The 19,164-nt window shown below is 45.2% G+C and carries 19 protein-coding genes; 7 read left to right on the top strand and 12 right to left on the bottom strand.

Features of this window, described 5'->3' with window-relative positions:
- Positions 1 to 84: 84 nt before the first annotated feature.
- The 6 genes from astE to KCV09_RS15265 form a co-directional block, all read right to left on the bottom strand.
- Positions 85 to 1,071 carry a succinylglutamate desuccinylase gene (gene astE, locus KCV09_RS15290; protein WP_212515338.1) on the bottom strand — a complete coding sequence of 329 codons (987 nt, stop codon included), beginning with the start codon at positions 1,069 to 1,071 and terminating at the stop codon, positions 85 to 87.
- Positions 1,072 to 1,106: 35 nt separating this feature from the next.
- The gene (gene astB, locus KCV09_RS15285; RefSeq protein ID WP_212515337.1) at positions 1,107 to 2,447 is read right to left on the bottom strand and encodes an N-succinylarginine dihydrolase; all 1,341 of its coding nucleotides are present in this window, start codon (positions 2,445 to 2,447) and stop codon (positions 1,107 to 1,109) included.
- A gap of 33 nt (positions 2,448 to 2,480) precedes the next feature.
- Positions 2,481 to 3,950, bottom strand: coding sequence for a succinylglutamate-semialdehyde dehydrogenase (gene astD, locus KCV09_RS15280; protein ID WP_212515336.1), 1,470 nt, complete (start codon positions 3,948 to 3,950; stop codon positions 2,481 to 2,483).
- On the bottom strand, positions 3,947 to 4,993 hold the full coding sequence (gene astA, locus KCV09_RS15275) for an arginine N-succinyltransferase (protein WP_048763386.1): 1,047 nt from the start codon (positions 4,991 to 4,993) through the stop codon (positions 3,947 to 3,949). The genes astD and astA overlap by 4 nt, the downstream gene beginning before the upstream one ends.
- Positions 4,994 to 5,012: 19 nt before the next feature.
- A complete protein-coding gene (locus tag KCV09_RS15270) occupies positions 5,013 to 6,218 on the bottom strand; it encodes an aspartate aminotransferase family protein (protein ID WP_212515335.1) in 1,206 nt (401 codons plus the stop codon).
- A gap of 75 nt (positions 6,219 to 6,293) precedes the next feature.
- Positions 6,294 to 7,568 carry a Glu/Leu/Phe/Val family dehydrogenase gene (locus KCV09_RS15265; RefSeq protein ID WP_171063738.1) on the bottom strand — a complete coding sequence of 425 codons (1,275 nt, stop codon included), beginning with the start codon at positions 7,566 to 7,568 and terminating at the stop codon, positions 6,294 to 6,296.
- A 226-nt stretch (positions 7,569 to 7,794) separates the two neighbouring features.
- Between KCV09_RS15265 and KCV09_RS15260 the strand changes: the two genes are divergently transcribed.
- Positions 7,795 to 8,217, top strand: coding sequence for an Lrp/AsnC family transcriptional regulator (locus KCV09_RS15260; protein ID WP_004935092.1), 423 nt, complete (start codon positions 7,795 to 7,797; stop codon positions 8,215 to 8,217).
- Positions 8,218 to 8,377: 160 nt separating this feature from the next.
- On the opposite strand, the gene KCV09_RS15255 is transcribed toward KCV09_RS15260, so the two are convergent.
- The 3 genes from KCV09_RS15255 to KCV09_RS15245 form a co-directional block, all read right to left on the bottom strand.
- On the bottom strand, positions 8,378 to 8,569 hold the full coding sequence (locus tag KCV09_RS15255; protein ID WP_048763380.1) for an NF038215 family lipoprotein: 192 nt from the start codon (positions 8,567 to 8,569) through the stop codon (positions 8,378 to 8,380).
- A gap of 161 nt (positions 8,570 to 8,730) precedes the next feature.
- The gene (locus tag KCV09_RS15250) at positions 8,731 to 9,312 is read right to left on the bottom strand and encodes a LysE family translocator (RefSeq protein WP_088459361.1); all 582 of its coding nucleotides are present in this window, start codon (positions 9,310 to 9,312) and stop codon (positions 8,731 to 8,733) included.
- 84 nt (positions 9,313 to 9,396) lie between these two features.
- The gene (locus KCV09_RS15245) at positions 9,397 to 10,161 is read right to left on the bottom strand and encodes a class I SAM-dependent methyltransferase (RefSeq protein ID WP_212515781.1); all 765 of its coding nucleotides are present in this window, start codon (positions 10,159 to 10,161) and stop codon (positions 9,397 to 9,399) included.
- Between the two features lie 185 nt (positions 10,162 to 10,346).
- Here KCV09_RS15245 and KCV09_RS15240 point away from each other — a divergent pair, with 185 nt between their 5' ends.
- The 6 genes from KCV09_RS15240 to KCV09_RS15215 all read left to right on the top strand — a co-directional run bounded on the left by KCV09_RS15240 (position 10,347) and on the right by KCV09_RS15215 (position 16,597).
- Positions 10,347 to 10,916, top strand: a complete 570-nt coding sequence (locus KCV09_RS15240) for a TetR/AcrR family transcriptional regulator (RefSeq protein ID WP_151808638.1) — start codon at positions 10,347 to 10,349, stop codon at positions 10,914 to 10,916.
- The gene (locus tag KCV09_RS15235; protein WP_212515334.1) at positions 10,909 to 12,570 is read left to right on the top strand and encodes an MFS transporter; all 1,662 of its coding nucleotides are present in this window, start codon (positions 10,909 to 10,911) and stop codon (positions 12,568 to 12,570) included. The genes KCV09_RS15240 and KCV09_RS15235 overlap by 8 nt, the downstream gene beginning before the upstream one ends.
- 15 nt (positions 12,571 to 12,585) lie before the next feature.
- Complete coding sequence (locus KCV09_RS15230) at positions 12,586 to 13,755, top strand: HlyD family secretion protein (RefSeq protein ID WP_212515333.1); 1,170 nt, start codon at positions 12,586 to 12,588, stop codon at positions 13,753 to 13,755.
- Positions 13,756 to 13,836: 81 nt separating this feature from the next.
- On the top strand, positions 13,837 to 14,445 hold the full coding sequence (locus tag KCV09_RS15225; RefSeq protein ID WP_212515332.1) for an HAD family hydrolase: 609 nt from the start codon (positions 13,837 to 13,839) through the stop codon (positions 14,443 to 14,445).
- Positions 14,446 to 14,448: 3 nt separating this feature from the next.
- Positions 14,449 to 15,321 carry a 1-aminocyclopropane-1-carboxylate deaminase/D-cysteine desulfhydrase gene (locus KCV09_RS15220; protein ID WP_212515331.1) on the top strand — a complete coding sequence of 291 codons (873 nt, stop codon included), beginning with the start codon at positions 14,449 to 14,451 and terminating at the stop codon, positions 15,319 to 15,321.
- Positions 15,322 to 15,400: 79 nt separating this feature from the next.
- Complete coding sequence (locus tag KCV09_RS15215) at positions 15,401 to 16,597, top strand: BaiN/RdsA family NAD(P)/FAD-dependent oxidoreductase (protein WP_212515330.1); 1,197 nt, start codon at positions 15,401 to 15,403, stop codon at positions 16,595 to 16,597.
- On the opposite strand, the gene KCV09_RS15210 is transcribed toward KCV09_RS15215, so the two are convergent.
- The 3 genes from KCV09_RS15210 to KCV09_RS15200 form a co-directional block, all read right to left on the bottom strand.
- Complete coding sequence (locus KCV09_RS15210; protein ID WP_119025389.1) at positions 16,594 to 16,794, bottom strand: hypothetical protein; 201 nt, start codon at positions 16,792 to 16,794, stop codon at positions 16,594 to 16,596. The genes KCV09_RS15215 and KCV09_RS15210 overlap by 4 nt on opposite strands.
- Positions 16,795 to 16,885: 91 nt before the next feature.
- Entirely contained in the window at positions 16,886 to 18,559 is a 1,674-nt protein-coding gene (locus KCV09_RS15205) for a mechanosensitive ion channel (RefSeq protein WP_004945594.1), read from the bottom strand.
- A 239-nt stretch (positions 18,560 to 18,798) separates the two neighbouring features.
- A complete protein-coding gene (locus KCV09_RS15200; RefSeq protein ID WP_004935055.1) occupies positions 18,799 to 19,035 on the bottom strand; it encodes a flagellar basal body-associated FliL family protein in 237 nt (78 codons plus the stop codon).
- Positions 19,036 to 19,164 lie beyond the last annotated feature (129 nt).

Raw genomic sequence — 19,164 nt, 5'->3', positions numbered from 1 at the left:
GTTCTGGGTCTCAACGTCCGTTTAATGAATCTCCATCTTCATACTCCATGAATGTCTATTCCTGACTGATTGGCCTCTGACGAGTTATTTTTTGTGCTGTGTGGTTTCCTCTAACACCAGTCCGGCACGTAAGCCTTTCTTTACCTGAGGGTTTGGAAATAAAATCCAGACCTGCTCGTGTTCAACGATTTGATTTTCGCCTGACTGTACCGCCAGCACATCGCCCTTTTGAAAAGTCGAAAAGTTGGGTGCATCTGCCGCAAGTTGAAGCTGAAAATCATCACTGTGTTTGATGATCGAACTCATCACCTTAAATTCGCGTATTGCAGGCTTATGTCGCACAGGTAAAACCGTGTCGCTTAAAATGGCACGCAGCACTTGATCAATTTGATCAAACTCAGATAAATCATTGTGTCCAAACGCTTTGGCTTTACCCAGTTCGAGCGTGGTACTGGCTGCTTGAAAATGCGTTGCAGTAAATTGGGTAAAGGTTTTGCCAAAACTGTTGTGGTAAACCAGTGCATCCAGATCGGCTGCATCCAACTGTGCAAGCAATGCTGCATCATAGGGATGGCTTTGATATGGAAACAAAGCAAAGAGAGGCAATTGCGAGGCACGGATGGCAGTGTGCAAATCGTAATGATAAGCCTTGGCCTGCACATCTGAAGTGTGGAAAAAATGCGATGTGATGTGTTCAAGCTCAGCTGCACGGCGAGTTTCTACATCTGCTGTAAGTGCCTCATGAGCGCCACAAAACATCCGGTTCATATCATTTTCAAGATAACGTACGCCTTGACGGATCGCCTCCGGGTTCCCCAAGACAAACAGCACCCGATGCTTGAGCATCAGTTTTGCAGCAAATAAATCTTTGAGTATGTTGTCGATCAATTCAATTGGGGCCGTTTCATTGCCATGAATTCCGGCAGAAAGCAAAATGGTTTTTTCATAACCCAAACTAGGCGTGCACTGCAGCAATCCCTCGCCCAACCACTGCCAGTGAAATCCTGCTGATTCACCTGTGTCTTGTTCAGGCTCACGTTGCGTGAGTGTCAATGCCAATAGATCAACCATATGCTTTCATCCTTTAAAGTCTGCCGTGCCATGTGTTAGCGCTGGAAGTAATACACCGAACCTAATCCTAAAATTTGAGTCAGCTCGTCTAAAGCCGTTCTGCTCTCGATTAATAGCTGTGGATCGGCCAGATCATCCTGCGCCAGTCGATCTCGATAATGACGCTCAACCCACTGATTTAACGTGCTAAACAATGCATCATTCATCATGATGTTCGGATTAACTGCTGCCAATTCGGCATCATTTAGCGCCACGCGCAAACGCAAACACGCAGGTCCACCGCCATTACGCATGCTTTCTCTCAAATCAAAGACTTTGATTTGATCGATTGGTGTTCCCATTTGCAGCAAATCTGTCAGATAAGCCCACACCGCCGCATTTTGACGCGACTCCTCTGGCACCACCAGTGTCATGGCACCATCTGGACGGGTTAAAATCTGGCTGTTAAACAGATAGGTCGAGACCGCATCTTGGACCGATACACGTTGCTCAGGTACTTCAATCGCAACAAAGTCTTGCCCAATGGCAGCCATCTTTTCACGAATTTCTGCAAGCGCCTGTGACTGATTTAAAAATGCCTGCTGATGATGAAACAGCACCTGCTGATTACTCACGGCGATCACATCGTTATGAAATACCCCCTGATCGATCACCTCAGGGTTTTGCTGTACAAACACTGTCCGGTCGGCATGCAAACCATGTAGGCGTGCAATTGCTTCGCTTGCTTCACGGGTTTGACGTGCCGGAAACTTTTTGGGTGCAACGGTACCGCCGAGTTGCTGCTGACCGTATACAAATACCTGAATACCTGCCTGATCATAGGCACCGCCCAAACGATTATGGTTGGCAGCACCCTCATCACCAAACAAGGCCGCTTCAGGTAATGCTTCATGATGCGCGAAATATACATCATGATTGAACATTGCTTGTAGGATTCGGCTGGTTGTCTGGTGCTCAATTGAACGATGGAACTTATTATTTAGGTTTGCGGCGGTAAAATGTACACGTCCATCTGCACTGTCGGCCGATGGCGAAACGGTACATGAGTTGGCTGTCCACATCGAAGAGGCCGAGCTAAGCGCAGACAATAATGCTGGTGCGGCGCGCATTGCTGCTGCAATGACGTCGCTATCGCTTCCACTAAAGCCTAATCGGCGAAGCGTAGGCACATGCGGGCGTTCTTGGGGCGCAAATACACCTTGCTTAAGGCCCAAGTCGGCCAAGGCTTTCATTTTGAGTAAGCCTTGCTGCGCCGCCAGCTTCGGATTAGACAGATTGTTGCGGTTGTTGGTTGATGCGACATTGCCAAATGACAATCCTGCATAATGATGGGTTGGGCCCACCAATCCATCAAAATTAATTTCATAACCCGACATGTTTTCTTCCTTTTAGGTGTTATGCAGTCCGTACTAGAGCACAATGCCCGGTGATAATTTCTCTGGTAATGTGAGCTGTTCACTTTCTAGCGATGCCATTGGCCATGCACTATAATCCGCCGCATAAAATGCGCTGGCACGATGGTTGCCCGAAGCCCCCACACCACCAAACGGTGCTGCACTTGAAGCGCCCGTTAACGGCTTATTCCAGTTCACAATACCGGCCCGCGCTTCAATCAGTACGCGCTCAAACAGTTCGCGAGAAGGTGAAACCAAACCTACCGCCAAGCCAAATCGTGTGGCATTGACAAGACTCAAGGCCTCATCAAACTGCTCATAACGATAAATACAGGTGAGCGGGCCAAAATATTCTTCATCTGGTATATCTGAAGCCTGCGTGACATCTAAAATACCCGCCGTTAATAGCGAACTGTGTTCATCTGGTCGGGTCATTTCAAGCAGTGGCTTGGCACCTAGCGCAATCAGCTTGGCTTGCGCTTTGAGCATCATGTCGGCAGCGGCAGATGAAATCACGCCACCCATAAACGGTTGTGGCTGTGCATCCCACGGCCCAATCACCAACTGCTTGGCCACCTGCGCAAATCTGGCAATAAAGGCATCGCCTTGTGGTCCAGATTTGACCAAAATACGGCGCGCACAGGTGCAACGTTGCCCAGCAGAAACAAATGCAGACTGAATCGCCAGATTGACGACGGCATCCAGATCGACAGCGTCATCAATAATCAAGGCATTATTGCCGCCCATCTCAAGCGCCAGAATTTTTTCAGGTGCACCTGCCAGTTGCTTATGTAGCTGATAGCCTGTTGATGCACTGCCGGTAAATAACAGCCCGTCAATTTGCGCTGCTGCGGCAAGCGCCTCACCCGTGCTTCGTCCGCCTTGCACCAAATTAAGTACGCCCTGAGGCAAACCCGCTTCGTACCAAAGCTTAACCGTCTCTTCGGCAGTCCAAGGTGTGAGTTCACTTGGCTTAAACACAAGAGTGTTACCTGCAATCAAAGCCGGAACAATATGCCCATTGGGTAAATGACCCGGAAAATTATAGGGACCAAATACCGCCAAAACACCATGTGGCTTATGGCGTAACGATGCAACACCGTCCGGCATTTGAGTTTGGGTAAATCCGGTACGCTGATGATACGCACGAACTGAAATAGCCACTTTTGCAATCATCGACTGGACTTCGGTGAGCGTTTCCCAGCGCGGTTTACTGGTCTCACGGCTAATCACCTCTGCCAGATGCTGTTTATTTTGCTCAAGTAATGCTGCAAAACGTTCAATTATTTCAATGCGGGCTTCTAGACCTAAACGTGCCCATGCTGGAAAGGCCTCACGTGCCGCCAGACATGCTGTTTCAACCTCTTGGGCAGTTGCTTCGTATCCGCGCCAGATTAACTCGTTACTGATCGGGTCAGTTTTGGTCATCACTGCACCAGATCCTTGTCGCCATGTTCCATTGATGGCAAGTGCGCCTGTTGTCATTGTTGATTCTCCATTTGATCTAATGCTAAAACACGAACCTGATCCTGCTCGGTCACGTGAAGAGCTGCTGCCTGTTCTGGGGTCAGACAAATACTGTGCTCATCGGTTAGTGCGACCTTAAGCAGTAAAACCCGATAATGGTGATAATCGTCGTTGGCGACCAAATAGCATCGCTCTGAAACCGAAACGTGATCTGAAATCACAACGTTTACGTAGCGGCTGTCTTTCACTGCACGTAAATCTGAAGTATTCGCTTCAAGCGTTGGCCCTGCATCAAAAATATCAACATAACCTTGATACTGTAGACCTTCGGTCATCAACACCTTTGCTGCGGGTAAGGTATGCGGATGTACCTGAGCAATCACGTGACGTGCTGCTTCGGGTAATAACGCCACATAGACCGGAAAGCGCGGCATCAATTCGGCAATAAAGACTTTTTGCCCCACCCCACTTAAATAGTCTGCTGTGGCAAAATCCATATGAAAAAAATGCGATCCCAAGGCATCCCAAAACGGAGAGTGTCCATTTTGATCGGAATAACCGCGCATCTCTGCAATCAGTTTTTCTTTAAACAGTGAGCGAAATGCGGCAATAAACAAGAACCGAACCTTGGAAAGAAATTTGCCATTTTGGTTTTTACGATAATCTGGATCGAGAAATAAGGTACACAGCTCACTACAGCCAGTGTAATCATTGCTCATAAACAACGTGTCGAGCGCGGTATATACATTAAGCTCTTTTGAAGCATGTACCTGTTTGGCAACGCGAAAATTATAAAACGGCTCATTGAGGCCAACCGCGACCTCAATCGCGCTTACCCCAACAATTTTTCCAAGCGCAGTATCTTCAAGTACAAATAAATAGCTGGCCTCGTAGGCTTCAGCTAAACCATCGAGTGTCCGCGTAGTACGGTCAATGCGAGCCGCCAGAATTTCTTTATTTTGTGGTAATGAGGTCAGGCCAATACCTGACTCTCCTGCCCGCCCTGCCAACCGAAAAATATCATCTAAGTCTCGGTGTGCAGCATGTCTCACAATCATCATGATCAGATTCGCTTTTGACTTAAAGACGAGCTAATGCGCGTGCAAAACGATTTAAACCTTCATCGATATCTTCAAATGGAATAATCAGCGACGGCGCAAATCGAACCACATCCATACCCGCCACCAAAGCCAACAGACCTTCTTCGCCTGCCAAGGTCACGATATTTTTGGCTTTGCCTGCATATTCGTCTTTGAGTACACAGCCTAAAAGCAGACCTTCACCACGGATCTGTTTAAAGAGTCCCAACTTTTCATTGATGGTGTTAAGCCCCGTAACAAAATGTTGATGACGGTCTTTGACGCCTTGCAGTACCTCAGGCGTGTTGACAAACCCATAGACTGCACTGGCCACCGCAGCGCCCAAAGGATTGCCGCCATAGGTTGTGCCATGATCACCGACCACAAACATATTGGCAAAATGATCGGTGGTGAGCATCGCGCCAATTGGGAATCCACCTCCCAATGCTTTTGCCGTGGTCAGGATATCAGGCGTAACACCTGTATTCATGTAGGCATAAAGCGAGCCAGTACGTCCAACACCAGTTTGTACTTCATCAAAAATTAAGACCGCGCCAAACTGATCGCATAGCTCACGTAGCCCCTGCAAAAATTCACGTGTTGCTGGCACTACACCGCCTTCACCTTGGATAGGTTCAACAATCACCGCACAGGTATGTTCATTAATCAGCGCTTTGGCAGCGTCTAAGTCATTAAAAGCTGTGTGCTGAATACCTTCTGGAAGTGGCGCGAAATCTTGCGAATACTTTGGCTGACCGCCTGCGGTCACGGTAAATAAGGTACGACCATGAAAGGCATTTTTAAAAGCCACAATCTGGTTTTTATGCGCCTGACCGCTCATCATGCCGACTTTACGTGCCAGCTTTAGTGCCGCTTCGTTGGCCTCTGCACCTGAGTTACAAAAGAAGACCTTATCGGCAAAGGTACTTTCGACCAATTGACGTGCCAAATTTAGCACCGGTTCGTTGGTATAACCGTTGCCCACATGCCAAAGTTTTTGAGCCTGTTCGTTCAGTGCGTTCACCGCAACAGGATGCGCATGCCCCAGTGCATTAACCGCAATACCACCTGCAAAATCGATATATTCTTTTTCGTTTTGATCCCAAAGACGCGAGCCTTCACCACGAACCAAAATAAAATTTGCAGGGGCGAATACTGGTACCATCCAGTCATTAAAATTACTACGGGTGATTGCGAGATTACTCATTATGTTTACTTCCTGTTTTTTAGTCGGGCTTGGCCTGATGCTCAAGCCCCGAGTCATCACGATGTATTGCGCTATTTAGCCTGGGAAAATGCCACGTTCCTTACGTGCTTTTAAAATACGCTCGCAGGCCAAAATATAAGCTGCTGTACGCAGGCTGCACCCTTTTTGAGTAGCAGTATTCCAAACATCGGCTGTGGCCTGAATCATGAGCTTGTCCAGACGCTGATTAATTTCATCTTCACTCCAGAAGTAGCTCGACAAGTCTTGTACCCATTCGAAATAACTCACGGTCACACCGCCAGCATTACAGATAACATCGGGTACCACGGTGATCCCACGGCGAACAAATACATCATCTGCTTCTGGATATGTTGGGCCATTAGCACCTTCAAGCACCAGTTTGGCTTTGAGCTGCTCTGCACGCTCTACTGTAATCTGACCTTCTAATGCGGCAGGAATCAGAATATCCATATCCACTGTCCAGAAAGCTTCGTCATCAATTACAGTCGCGCCGGCAAAACCCATTACGCCGCCGTGTTCCGTCACATGCTTTTGTAACTCTTTCACGTTTAAACCTTCGGCATTGTAAATGGTGCCCGTATGGTCTTGTACACACACAATTTTGGCCTGTGCATGGCTAAATAAATATGCGGCTTCATTGCCAACATTACCAAAGCCCTGCACCGCAACCTTACTGCCTGCAATTGGCAATTGAATTCGCTCAGCAACCTGCATTCCGGTAATAAACACACCACGTCCTGTCGCACGGACACGACCCAGTGATCCACCTAAATGCACCGGCTTGCCTGTCACCACACCGGTTACGGTATGACCTTTGATGCTCGAATAGGTGTCCATCATCCAGCCCATAATGTCGGCATTGGTGCCGACATCCGGTGCAGGAATATCAATTTGAGGCCCAATAATTGGACTAATTTCACTGGTAAAACGGCGAGTCAGGCGCTCAAGCTCACGTGGTGACAGCTCTTTTGGGTTGACTCGAATGCCACCTTTGGCACCACCAAAAGGTAAATTCACCACCGCAGTTTTAATGGTCATCCACGCAGAAAGCGCCATCACCTCATTCAGTTCGACATCTTGGTGATAACGAATCCCGCCTTTACCCGGCCCACGCGATAAATTGTGTTGAACACGATATCCTTCAAAATGGCGAATCGAGCCGTCATCCATCACAATTGGAACATCGACAATCAAAGTCCGCTTTGGACTTTTTAAGGTGTTAACAAAATTGCTTAAATCCGCATCCAAATATGGTGCCACGCGATCGATTTGCGTGAGATAGGTTTGCCATGCACCATTGGTTTGATCTGCATATGATAAAGACATCACGGTTTCCTTAATTGACTTTGTTCCTGTTGGCTCACGTATCGTCATCTAGGTCATCGAAGATACGTAGCCACGCCTCTTTAAATCATCTATACAGCTTTTGACTGCGTCTCAGATGATCTGGCGTTTTGTGTATGCACTATTATTCACAATCAAATTGACACAGAAAATTTGTCTTAATGACTAAAATGAATTATTTTTTATCAAATTGATTATAGTCAGTAGCAAAATGAATAATCTTGACCAAATGATTTTAGGCTTACTTAAAGACAATGCCCGAATGTCGATTACCGAACTGGCGGCCAAAACACGCGTCTCGAGAGCTACGGTACAAAAGCGAATTGAATACATGGAAACCACCGGAATTATTGCGGGCTATACGGTGCGTTTTCGTCCAGATGTTGAAAATAATATTATTCGGGCGTGGGCCAATATCATGGTGGAAGGCACCAAGGCACAGTCAGTGATTCGTGAATTACGCCTAGAAACAGCGGTTGAGCGCCTGCACACCACCAATGGTAAATGGGATCTTTTGGTCGAATTAAAATCTGATTCACTGGAAAGCTTTGATAAAGCGCTGGAAAGAATTCGAAATATTTCAGGAATTTACAACAGTGAAACCAGTATTTTGCTTTCGACGTATAAAACTTGAGTCAATGAGCAAAAACTGGATAGCATGGTGTATGTACGTTTAAGTCGCCAATATTAACTGGTCAGAAGTCACCATAAGTTTAAACTTATGCTGCTTTCACAATTGATCAGTTTGATATTAAAAAGGCTTTCAATTCTGCATAACTGAAAGCCCGATAGTCTTATTCACGTTGCACAGCGCTTTGATTTAGAGCAAGTTCTTGAGATAGTTTGTAGTCTTTTTCATAGACGGGCATACCCGCTATGCTCATGGCACGCTCAGCTTTTGGCGGGCGCATATTGTCTTTCATATTACAGGCTGTGAGTCCAAGGAGCAGCACAGCACCTACAACGACAGCGGATAATTTTTCCATTATATCCTCCATTGTTTTTGTTATTTTATTCAGATTAGCATGTTTAAAACAAAGTGGAATGTTTTATCTATTTCAATTTATAACCAACATATTTTTGAATCGTAATTGATACAAAAAAAGCGCGAATCTATCGCGCATGATCTCATAAAAATTTAAACTTATTAGCGGCTTGAGAACAACATTTTGAGCCCGAGTAGGGTCACAATACCGCCAGTCACACGGTCGATCAGGGTTTTGGCCTTGATGTATAGTGTACGTGGTTTTTCCGAAGACAATAACAATGCAACCAGAGAATACCAGCCGGCATCGATGACAAAACAAATCACTGGCAAAGCAACGTAATAATAACTAGGGATGTCTTTTGGCAATAAAGCAGTAAAAACACTGGCCAGCACCACCGCAATTTTTGGATTACTTAACTGCGTTAATAAACCATAACGATAGGCACTTGAATAGGTCATTTTAGAGACTACAGCACTTTGTGTATCCATTGGCTGTTTGGCATGCTTTAAAATTTTGTATGCCATCCAAAGTAGATATAACCCGCCCCCGATTTTCAATACCAGATAGGCAGATGGAACTGCCAACAAAACCGCCTGTAGGCCAATCACGGCCAAAAATCCAAAAATTGCTGCGCCCGTCCCCGTGCCCAAGGCCGTAAATAATCCATGCTTACGCGATTTTGCAATTGAGTTCTGAGCTACATAAATGAAGCTCGGGCCAGGACTCATGGCACCCAACATCAATGCAGCAGCAATCGAAAAAAGTGGTATTAAGCTATCCAAGACCGGAGACTCTATAAAAATCAGGCGCGTATTTTAGCAGATTTATTTGATTTTGCTGAGTACCAAATACACCACAGGGCTGACAAAAGAACCATCATTTTGTATTTGATAGTAATTTTTGATTTGGTCTGTGGTGTGCTGCTGTAAATAGCGAAGCGATTCAACTGCATGTAGAGGCGTTTGCATACGTTCTACCCAGCTTCTGAACTCAAGTGGAAGCTGTTGTTGATCTAGAGTCTCAATAGCAAATCCGGCATTTTCGGCAAAATTTATCCACTCACCTAAGCTGTAATTTCGTACATGACTCGGATCTCGCAAGGTTTCCATGCTTTGAAAAAATGTATCGAGTAAAGGCGATGCATGGCCTAAAATATCAACGAATACTGCTTTGCCATGGGGTTTAAGTACCCGCCAAACTTCATTTAAGGCCTGAGGTACACTTTGCCAGTGATGTGCCGAATAGCGACTGACCACCGCATCAAAACGTTCTGATTCAAACGGAAGCTTTTCTGCCGGCCCTTGCTGTCCATTTACCTGAAATAACTGGCGTTGTTGTGCCTCATGAAGGACGGTTGTGACCATTTCATCGCTTAAATCATAGGCCGTTATTTCATCGACATAAGGTGCAAGCTGATAAGTAACATGCCCGCCGCCACAGCCCAAATCCAAAACAGTTTTCAATCTATTCTGCTGGATCAATGCTTGCATTTTTTTAAACTCATCACCTTGTGCATGTACTGCACTACTTAAATAAGCAACTGATTTATTTTGATATTGCTGCTGATTTATGTCATGTCTTGTGGTCATTTCTTTACGCTTCATTAAGAGATAACCTGACTATACGGGGATTAAAACAAAATAAATAATCATGAATTATTTAATTATAGATAACTAAAAGTAATCAAATTATTACAAAACTTATTCAAACAAGTGCTGTTAGTACGGACAAAAATGTCCGTAAAATAGTTTCATCCCCTTTTTTTGGTCGTGCCATGAGTAAACACGTGAAACGCGCCGCTCAAAATCGCGAAGATTTGCTCGAGGCCGCAATCGAGATGTTTAAACTGCATGGCATGATGGTGCCGTTGCAGGTCATCATCGATCATGCCAATGTCGGACGCGCTACGTTTTACCGAAATTTTGCAGACCGCAAGGCGCTGATTTATGCCTTGTTGGAACAGGCCTTGCAGGCACTTGAACATCGAGCCAAACCCTATTATGAATCACCTGATGGTTTGATTTTGCTCATTCAAAGTCATGTATTTCACCTTAATCAATTGTCTGTGCTGATGGAATACTGGAGAGTACTGGACTATTCCGACCCCACATTACAACAGCTGATTACCCAGCACAAAATGATTATCCAACCCCTAATTGATCGTGCGGTTGCACAGCAGTTATGCCGATCAGATTTTAGTTTTGAAGATTATCGCAGCATTATTACCATGCTATCTTCTTGTTTTCGCGGACACGATCAAAGCGAACAAGTTCGTTTGGCCAGCCGTGTAATCGAATTATTGCTCAATGGCATCATTGTCAAACACGAGGTGCAACATGGCTGAGACACCACGTTACCTCGAAACGCCACCGGACTGGACCGATGAAGAACGCCCGGTCATTCCCGGTTCACCGCCCTCAATTGCGCATCCTACACACAAACGGTATTTGTATTTTATTATCGGGACGTTTATTGCGCTGACCGCAGGCTTGAGTAATGGTTTTATCACTGCCAACTTACCACAGCTACAAGGTGAATATGGCCTGACACCTGTCGAATCGGCATGGCTACCAGCGGCCTATGTGATGGCCAATGTCAGCTCCAATCTCATCTTGTTTAAAGCCAGACAACAATATGGGCTGAGACTGTTTACCGAAATCGGTTTGTTGGCGTTTATTGCGGTGATGATTTTGCATATTTTTGTGCAGAACTATCACATGGCTATTTTTGTGCGTTTTATTAGCGGGATGGTGGCAGCGCCGCTAAGTTCGCTTGGCATGTATTACATCATGCAAGGCTTTAGTAATGCACATCGGCTCAAAGGCTTATATATCGGATTTGGCTTTGGGCAACTTGGCGTACCACTGGCGTGGATTATTTCACCCGCTTTGGTGACAGTAAACAACTGGACGGTGCTTTATACCTTTGAACTTGGACTGGCTGTGTGCTGTTATGCCATGGTGGTGTCGCTTAAATTACCGCGTAGTTTGCGAATAGCCGTATTTGAACGCCAAGACATTTATACTTTTTTACTGCTTGCGCCCGGATTTGCCTGTCTTTGCGCTGTTCTCACCCAAGGGCCTTTGTTGTGGTGGTTTGATTCGCCTTGGCTGGCCTATGTACTTATGAGTGGTTTTATACTGCTGGTACTGGGTTTTTATTACGAGCATCATCGTACCAACCCATTATTAATGACTCGCTGGCTGGGCACAGCGGGTGTTTTACGTTTTATTTTTGGTGCTTTTGCACTGCGTTTTTTACTCTCAGAACAAAGTTATGCAGCAGTCAACTTTTTGAAAACTGTCGGAATGGGTCCAGATCAATTTGTGGGCCTGTATACGATTATCTTTTTCGGGATGTTGGCAGGTGTTGTATTTAGTGCAGTGACATTTTCCAGAGAACGTACGATTTTGCATCTGGTTTTGGCTTCATTTTTGATTTTGGTTGCCAGCAAACTTGATGCACATCTCACCAGCGATATTCGCCCCCAAAACTTTTTTCATAGTCAGTTTCTAATTGCCTTTGCCAACGGGTTATTTATCGGGCCGTTGCTACTGGTTGGCTTTGGGCGCGCTTTAAAAGAAGGCCCGAGCCATGTAGTTACGTTTATTGTGCTGTTTTCAGCGACACAAAATTTTGGGGGATTGGTTGGATCTTCATTTTATAACACCTATCAAAAACATCAGACACAAATTTATCAGATGGACATTAATCGAAATCTGACACAAACCGATCCCATTGTGGCACAGCGCCTGAGCCAGTATCAGGCTAAATTTAACCCCTCGATTACCGACCCAACGCTTGATCAGCTTCAGGCCGTCAAAACGCTGTCACAAACCGCAAATCGTGAAGCGCAGGTGCGTGCTTACAATGATGTGATTAATTTTAATAGTATTGTGGCTATCGTGCTGTTTTTATGGGGCGTGTGTAATATTTTATGGGGCAAATACTTGGCTTACCGAGAGCGAATCGCGGCTCAACGTTCATCTTCATTTTGAATTCCGAGACTATTTATGAGTGACGAGCAAAAACCAAATTCATCTGATTCATCTGCATCGGGCGAGTCTCATCCACCGCCCGCTAATGCCGAACAGAATTCGGGGGCTTCGCCTTCTCCGCTGAAACAAGTCCCCAGCGTAGGAAAGCTGATTCCAACCAAAAAATCGACTTTGATTCTCATGTTTTTCGTTTTACTGGTTGGGATTGGTTTGATCATGTGGGCATGGCAAATCGGGCCGTTTCAAACCGCTTTACAACAGACCGATAACAGTTATGTGAAGGGTAAAACCACCGTATTGTCTTCTCAAATCAATGGCTACATTAAAACGGTACTGGTTAAAGATTTTGATACGGTCAAAAAAGGTCAGCCCCTGATTTATATCGATGCGACCACGTATGCCCAAAAAGTGACACAGGCACAATCGGCTGTCGAGCAGGCACAAAACAATCTGGCCAACCAGACTCAAACCATTGCCCAGCGGCAGGCCGATATTGTGGCAGCTCAGGCTCAGGTCGATCAGGCTCAGGCCCAGTATCAACTGTCTGTCGATCAGTTAAAACGCTATCAACAACTTGGCGACAGCGGCGCAGTCTCACGCTCTGAACGCGATCAAGTTGCGGCAACTGCAAAGAATGATCTGGCTGCACTCAAAAAAGCACAAGCCAACGTCAAAGTCGCCGAAGAAGCGTTAAAAACAGCTCAAGTGGCTCAAGTGGGTTTACAGGCACAAGTCACCAATGCTCAGGCGCAGCTAGATCAGGCTAAAACCACTCAAAACTACAGCATTATTAACGCGCCAATGAATGGTCAGTTAGGTGAAGTCACCCCACGTGTTGGACAATATGTTGCAGCAGGCTCTCAGTTGTTGTACTTGATTCCACAACAAACTTGGGTGATTGCCAACTTTAAAGAAACCCAGATCGCGAAAATGCGGATTGGCCAAAAGGCAACCTTTACTGTCGATGCACTCGATCATCAAAAATTTACGGGGCATGTCGAACAGATTTCACCAGCTGCCGGCTCAGAGTTTAGTGTACTCAAAGCAGATAACGCCACAGGTAACTTTACCAAAGTGGTTCAGCGCATTTCGGTAAGGATTGCCATCGATCCGAATCAGGATGGCCTCGCCCGTTTACGCCCCGGCATGTCGGTGATTACATCGGTTGATACCTCAACACCATGAGGATCAACCACGTTGGTGATTTCACCCTGTTTCTGGGTTAAACTCGCATGCCCAACAATAAAATAAAACCAAAGGCCTGATTTGAATAACATTGCTTTTTTTGATTTTGACGGCACCATTACCTCGATCGATTCTTATACCCCTTTTATTTTTCAAACCATTCCGGCATCCAGAATGAAAAAAGGAAAGTTTTTACTTGCTCCTTACATTCTGGGTTATCGCTTAAAATTGATTCGCGGTACGGTACTACGCTCAAAAATTTTCAAGCTGGGCTTTGCAGGGCTTGATGTAAACGAAATTCAGCAAAAAGGACTCAGCTTTAGCCAAAGCTATTTGCCACAGATTATCCGCCCACAGGCATTAGAGCGTATTCAGTGGCATTTGGCACAAAGTGATCGTGTCGTGGTGGTGTCTGCATCTATGGATGTCTATCTAAAACCGTGGTGTGCACAATATGGCCTTGATCTGCTTTGCAGTGAAGTCGATGCCATCGATGGCAAGATTACGGGAATTTATAAAAACGGCGACTGTAGCCGTGAAGTCAAAAAGCAACGTATCTTGGACAATTATGATTTAAGCCTTTATGCTGCGATTTATGCTTATGGTGATACCATTGAAGATCATGAGATGCTGTCATTGGCCACACATGCCTTTTATCGCTGGCAACCCGTCCACCCCAATTCACTTTAATTTATGTTTAATGCTTTGGCCCAACAGATTCCCTATCACACGCTCATTGACACCGCTACTGTACGGCTCGATGTGAAGCGTCTTGATCTGATCCATCCACAAATCTCGGGCAACAAATTTTATAAGCTCAAGTACAATCTGATCGAAGCTCAAAAACGTGGCTGTGCGCGTATTTTGACCTTTGGCGGGGCATTTTCCAATCATATTGCCGCCACAGCCTACGCTGCGCATCGCTTTAATTTTCAGAGTACCGGCATCATACGAGGGGAAGAGCTTGCTGATCGTCCACTCAATTCTACGTTAAGCACTGCACAGGCTTTAGGTATGCAGCTTGAGTTTATCTCGCGTGCGCAATATCGTCAAAAGGATCAGCCGGAATTTATTCAAGCCTTGATGCAGCACTATCCAAATACCTATATTGTGCCTGAAGGCGGCACCAATGCACTCGCAATTCAAGGCAGTAAAGAAATATTAAGCAACTTCGATCGAGAACACTACGATTTAATTTGTTGCGCTGTTGGAACAGGCGGTACATTGAGTGGATTGATTGAATCAAGTGCTGAATCTCAGCAGCTGCTGGGGTTTTCAGCATTAAAAGGTACTTTTTTATCTGAACAGATTCGTGGGTTGACTCAAAAGACCAACTGGAAAATTACAGATGATTATTGTTTTGGGGGATATGCCAAAAGCTCGCCACGTTTATTAAACTTTATGGCGAGTTTTGAAGAACGTTATCAGATTCCACTCGAACCGATTTATACCGCCAAAATGTTATACGGCTTGTTTGATCTGATTGAACAACAGGCCTTTGCTCAAGGTATACGCATACTGGCCTTGCACACAGGGGGGCTACAAGGGCGTTTATCTGCAAAGTAGCGAACATAGGCATCTAGTTCTGACATCTGCATCAGAATCTTTTATAATCGCCCCCTTTGTTTTGGCTAGGTAGTTTCAAATGTCGTTTCAGTATGATGTGATCGTTCTGGGTGCAGGCGCATCGGGCCTGATGCTGGCCTCACATGCGGCCAAGCGTGGTCGTTCGGTGCTGATTCTTGAAAAAGCCAATAAAGTCGGCAAAAAAATTCTGATGTCGGGCGGTGGCAAATGTAACTTTACCAACTTATATGTCGAACCCGAGCATTTTATTTCTCATAATCCCCATTTTGTCATTTCTGCACTGAGCCGCTATACCAACTGGGATTTTATTGGCTTGGTGTGTGATTACGGCATTGCCTACGAAGAACGCAAACACGGACAGCTCTTTACCTTAAAAGGTGCAAAAGAGATTTTAAATATGCTGCTTTCGGAGTGTGAGAAAGCGGGCGGTGTCGAGATTCAAACCGACAGTGAAGTCAAGGCTGTAACCAAGCAAGAAAATGGTCGCTTTCAGGTTCGTACCCCACACGCCAGTTATACGGCAGAGTCTGTAGTGGTGGCCTCTGGGGGGCTTTCGATTCCGACACTAGGCGGTTCGGGCTTTGGATACGAGCTTGCCAAGCAATTTGGTCATCACGTTTATCCAACTCGAGCAGGATTGGTGCCCTTTACCTTTTCAGATCAATTTAAAGAAGTCACAACACGTTTAAGTGGTAATGCACTGGATGTGACGCTCTCTAACACTCAAAATAGCTTTAATGAAGCGCTATTGTTTACACATCGCGGATTAAGCGGGCCCAGCGCATTACAGCTTTCTAACTACTGGAACAGTGGCGAAGCATTTCAAATCGATTTCTTTCCAAGTCATGAGTTACTGGCGTATTTCAAAGCGAAAAAACAGCAACAGCCGAAAGTCTTGTTACGCACCTTACTGAGCGAACTGGCCGCCAAAAGCATTGTGCTGGAACTACAACAATTAATCTGGCCAGCACATGCTGAAACCGCAATCGGACAACTCAGTGATGCCTTGGTTGAAGAGATTTGCAAACAGTTGCATGCATTCGCTGTCAAACCATCTGGAACCGAAGGCTACCGTACAGCGGAAGTCACTTTAGGTGGTGTCGATACCACTGAAGTTTCATCGAAAACCATGCAAAGCAAACGCGAGCCAGGCCTGTTTTTTGTTGGAGAAGTGCTTGATGTTACCGGTCATTTGGGCGGTTATAACTTCCAGTGGGCTTGGGCCTCTGCAGTTGCGGCAGCAGAATTTGTCTAGCGCTCAGTTGAGGTTTGATCTTCTGAGGAAGTTGTCGATGGTTTGATTTCAATCGATTCATTAGGCGATTGATTCGGGCGTGGTTGTTTTGACGCACTCGATTTAGAAAAAATAAACTTATAGGCACTGGCCAAAAATCCAACCGTAATACCGGCAATCACAATAGGCGCTAAAAAACGATTTGGTTGCTTTTGCATACGATTCTCCTGTCGTTTGATAGTGAAATAAAATACATAAAAGATTAGCCACTCAAACTAGAGTGGCTAATCTTATTGAAAAAATCAAAGTTTATTTAGGTTGGTCGTCGGATTGTCCCGGTAAAGAGATATCGTCACCCTCACCTTTTGAACCATAAGGATTGTTCAGTGGCGTATTGTTCGGATCCACCTCAAAGTTGGTTGGTACGCTATGATCTGAATGTGACGTCACATCTGGCGACGCAAAAGTGGTCTTTTCACGCGCGGTTTGTGCAACAGGATTTGGATCATTACCCTCTGCCTTGACTTTATCGATTAAATCCGTCAGTACACGTTCTGCAGGCTGACGGCCACCTAAACCAAAAGCCAATGCAAAAGCGACGGCTACAGCACCGAGTGTGAGTCCAAAGGCCAGATTGACAATTGAATCGGCAATGCCCATAGCACGAAGTCCCATGGCCAAAACCAGTCCCATAATCAATACACGAACCAAATTACCCAACCAGCGCGAACTGTTGTATTCGCCACGCTGTACCACATTGGCCACAATATTGGCTAACCAGAAACCGATCACCAAAATTACGGCACCAAGCAAGATATTTGCGCCAAAGGCAATAAACATCGCGATCAAATTACTGATCTGCTCAAATCCAAGTCGGTTTGCAGCTTCAGATACGGCAAACAACATGGTAAAAAAGACAATCAGCACAGCAACTACATGTGAAACTTTGGTGCTACCCAAGAAGCGCTGTAAATCAAACTTGGCCGGAATGTCATCAACACCTGTACCCGCCAGAATATCCTGTACCAAATTGGCAATAAAACGCGACACCACATAGGCAATAATCAGGATTAAACCTGCTGCAATGATGTTTGGAATGGCATACATGATTTCGTTCAGCATTGAGGTTGCAGGCTGAGAAATCGTTTCAATTCCAAGGGCTTCAAACGCTACAATTAACGCCGTGATCATGACCAGCGCGAAAACAAAAGACCCGAGTACACGGCCCAAATTGCTTTGCTTAAACAGACCAATTTTCTGTGCCTGTTGCTGAAGTCCGATACTGTTGACCAGTCCCTCGACAATACCGCGTACAATTTTTGCCAAGATGTAACCTACAAATACGATCACACCAGCAATGAAAATATTCGGTAAATAGCCAACGGCATCATTGAGCATGTTTTGTACAGGTAGCAAAAGCCCTGTCAATCCAAGAATAGACAGCACGATTGGTAAAAAGAGCAACAAAATCAGCCAGTAAACAATATCGGCGATATTTTCACTCAACGGGCGCACACCTACTTCAGAACTGAGTTTTTCATCGAGTTGCGTTCTTGCAAGTACATTGGAAAAACCAGCACGAACCAAACGTGCAATAATCCAACCCACCAAGGCCACAACCGCAGCAGCAATCAAGTTAGGAACAAATACCAGCACTTGTGTGATCATGGCACTAAACGGACCACTCACGCTGTAGATGTTGAGGACATTGAGTGCAGCAATCAGTGCAATCGTCAGTACAAACCAAAACACAAATTTTGAGACGATGCGTTCGAAGTCTGGCGTTTTTCCAGTTGCAGAGGACAAACGATGGTTGGTGCCCAAGGCACTAAGTAATTTTTTAACTCCAGCGGCGATCACCAGTGCCAAAATCCAACCAATAATAAACACCACAACGGCTGCTACAATCGGTTGGAAAATGTCCCAGTAATACATCAGATCATAATGAGCACGATTCGGCTCATTTCCAAAGAAATTATTCATGTTGTAGGTATCCTCTTTTTATCTTTTATTGGCTTAGCAATTTATGATTTAACGATAGAGTGAACATCAAAATATCTCTGATTATAAAAATATTGTGATATTTATCACTTTATTTTGTGTGCATTTTTTATTCAATTGTTCTCATAAGAATTACAACAAAATCACTGCAAAACATTGCAAGAAAGGCTCTTGTTCAATCATGAAAAGAGCCTCTCTTACTCAGAATAATGACGAATTCGCTATGACTGCTTAGAATCTGGCGTTGGATTATTCGGCGTAGCAGGCTGCGCATTCGGATTTGGATGATCTGGCGGTGCATCTGCTGCATCTGGCTGATGATCAGCCACCATATAGGCAATTAATGCCACTAGGAAAATCCCCACAACTATAAGAATATAAACAGGCAGCTTACGTTTACGTTCAGTTTCTTCTGGTGATGAAGCATGTGAAGATGGTTTGCTATAATCGTGTTTCATATTTCACCCTCTTATTTTTTATATCCTTTACCATCATAACAAGCACTTATGTAGCGTTGTGTGAAAAAGCATTGTAGCAACGTGTTCTTTGTTTCATCGTTGTACTAAAAAATAGGCTATACTATGCGA

The organism is Acinetobacter soli, assembly GCF_018139125.1.
GTDB classification, from domain to species: domain Bacteria; phylum Pseudomonadota; class Gammaproteobacteria; order Pseudomonadales; family Moraxellaceae; genus Acinetobacter; species Acinetobacter soli.
This window is presented reverse-complemented; position numbering and strand designations above follow the sequence as displayed.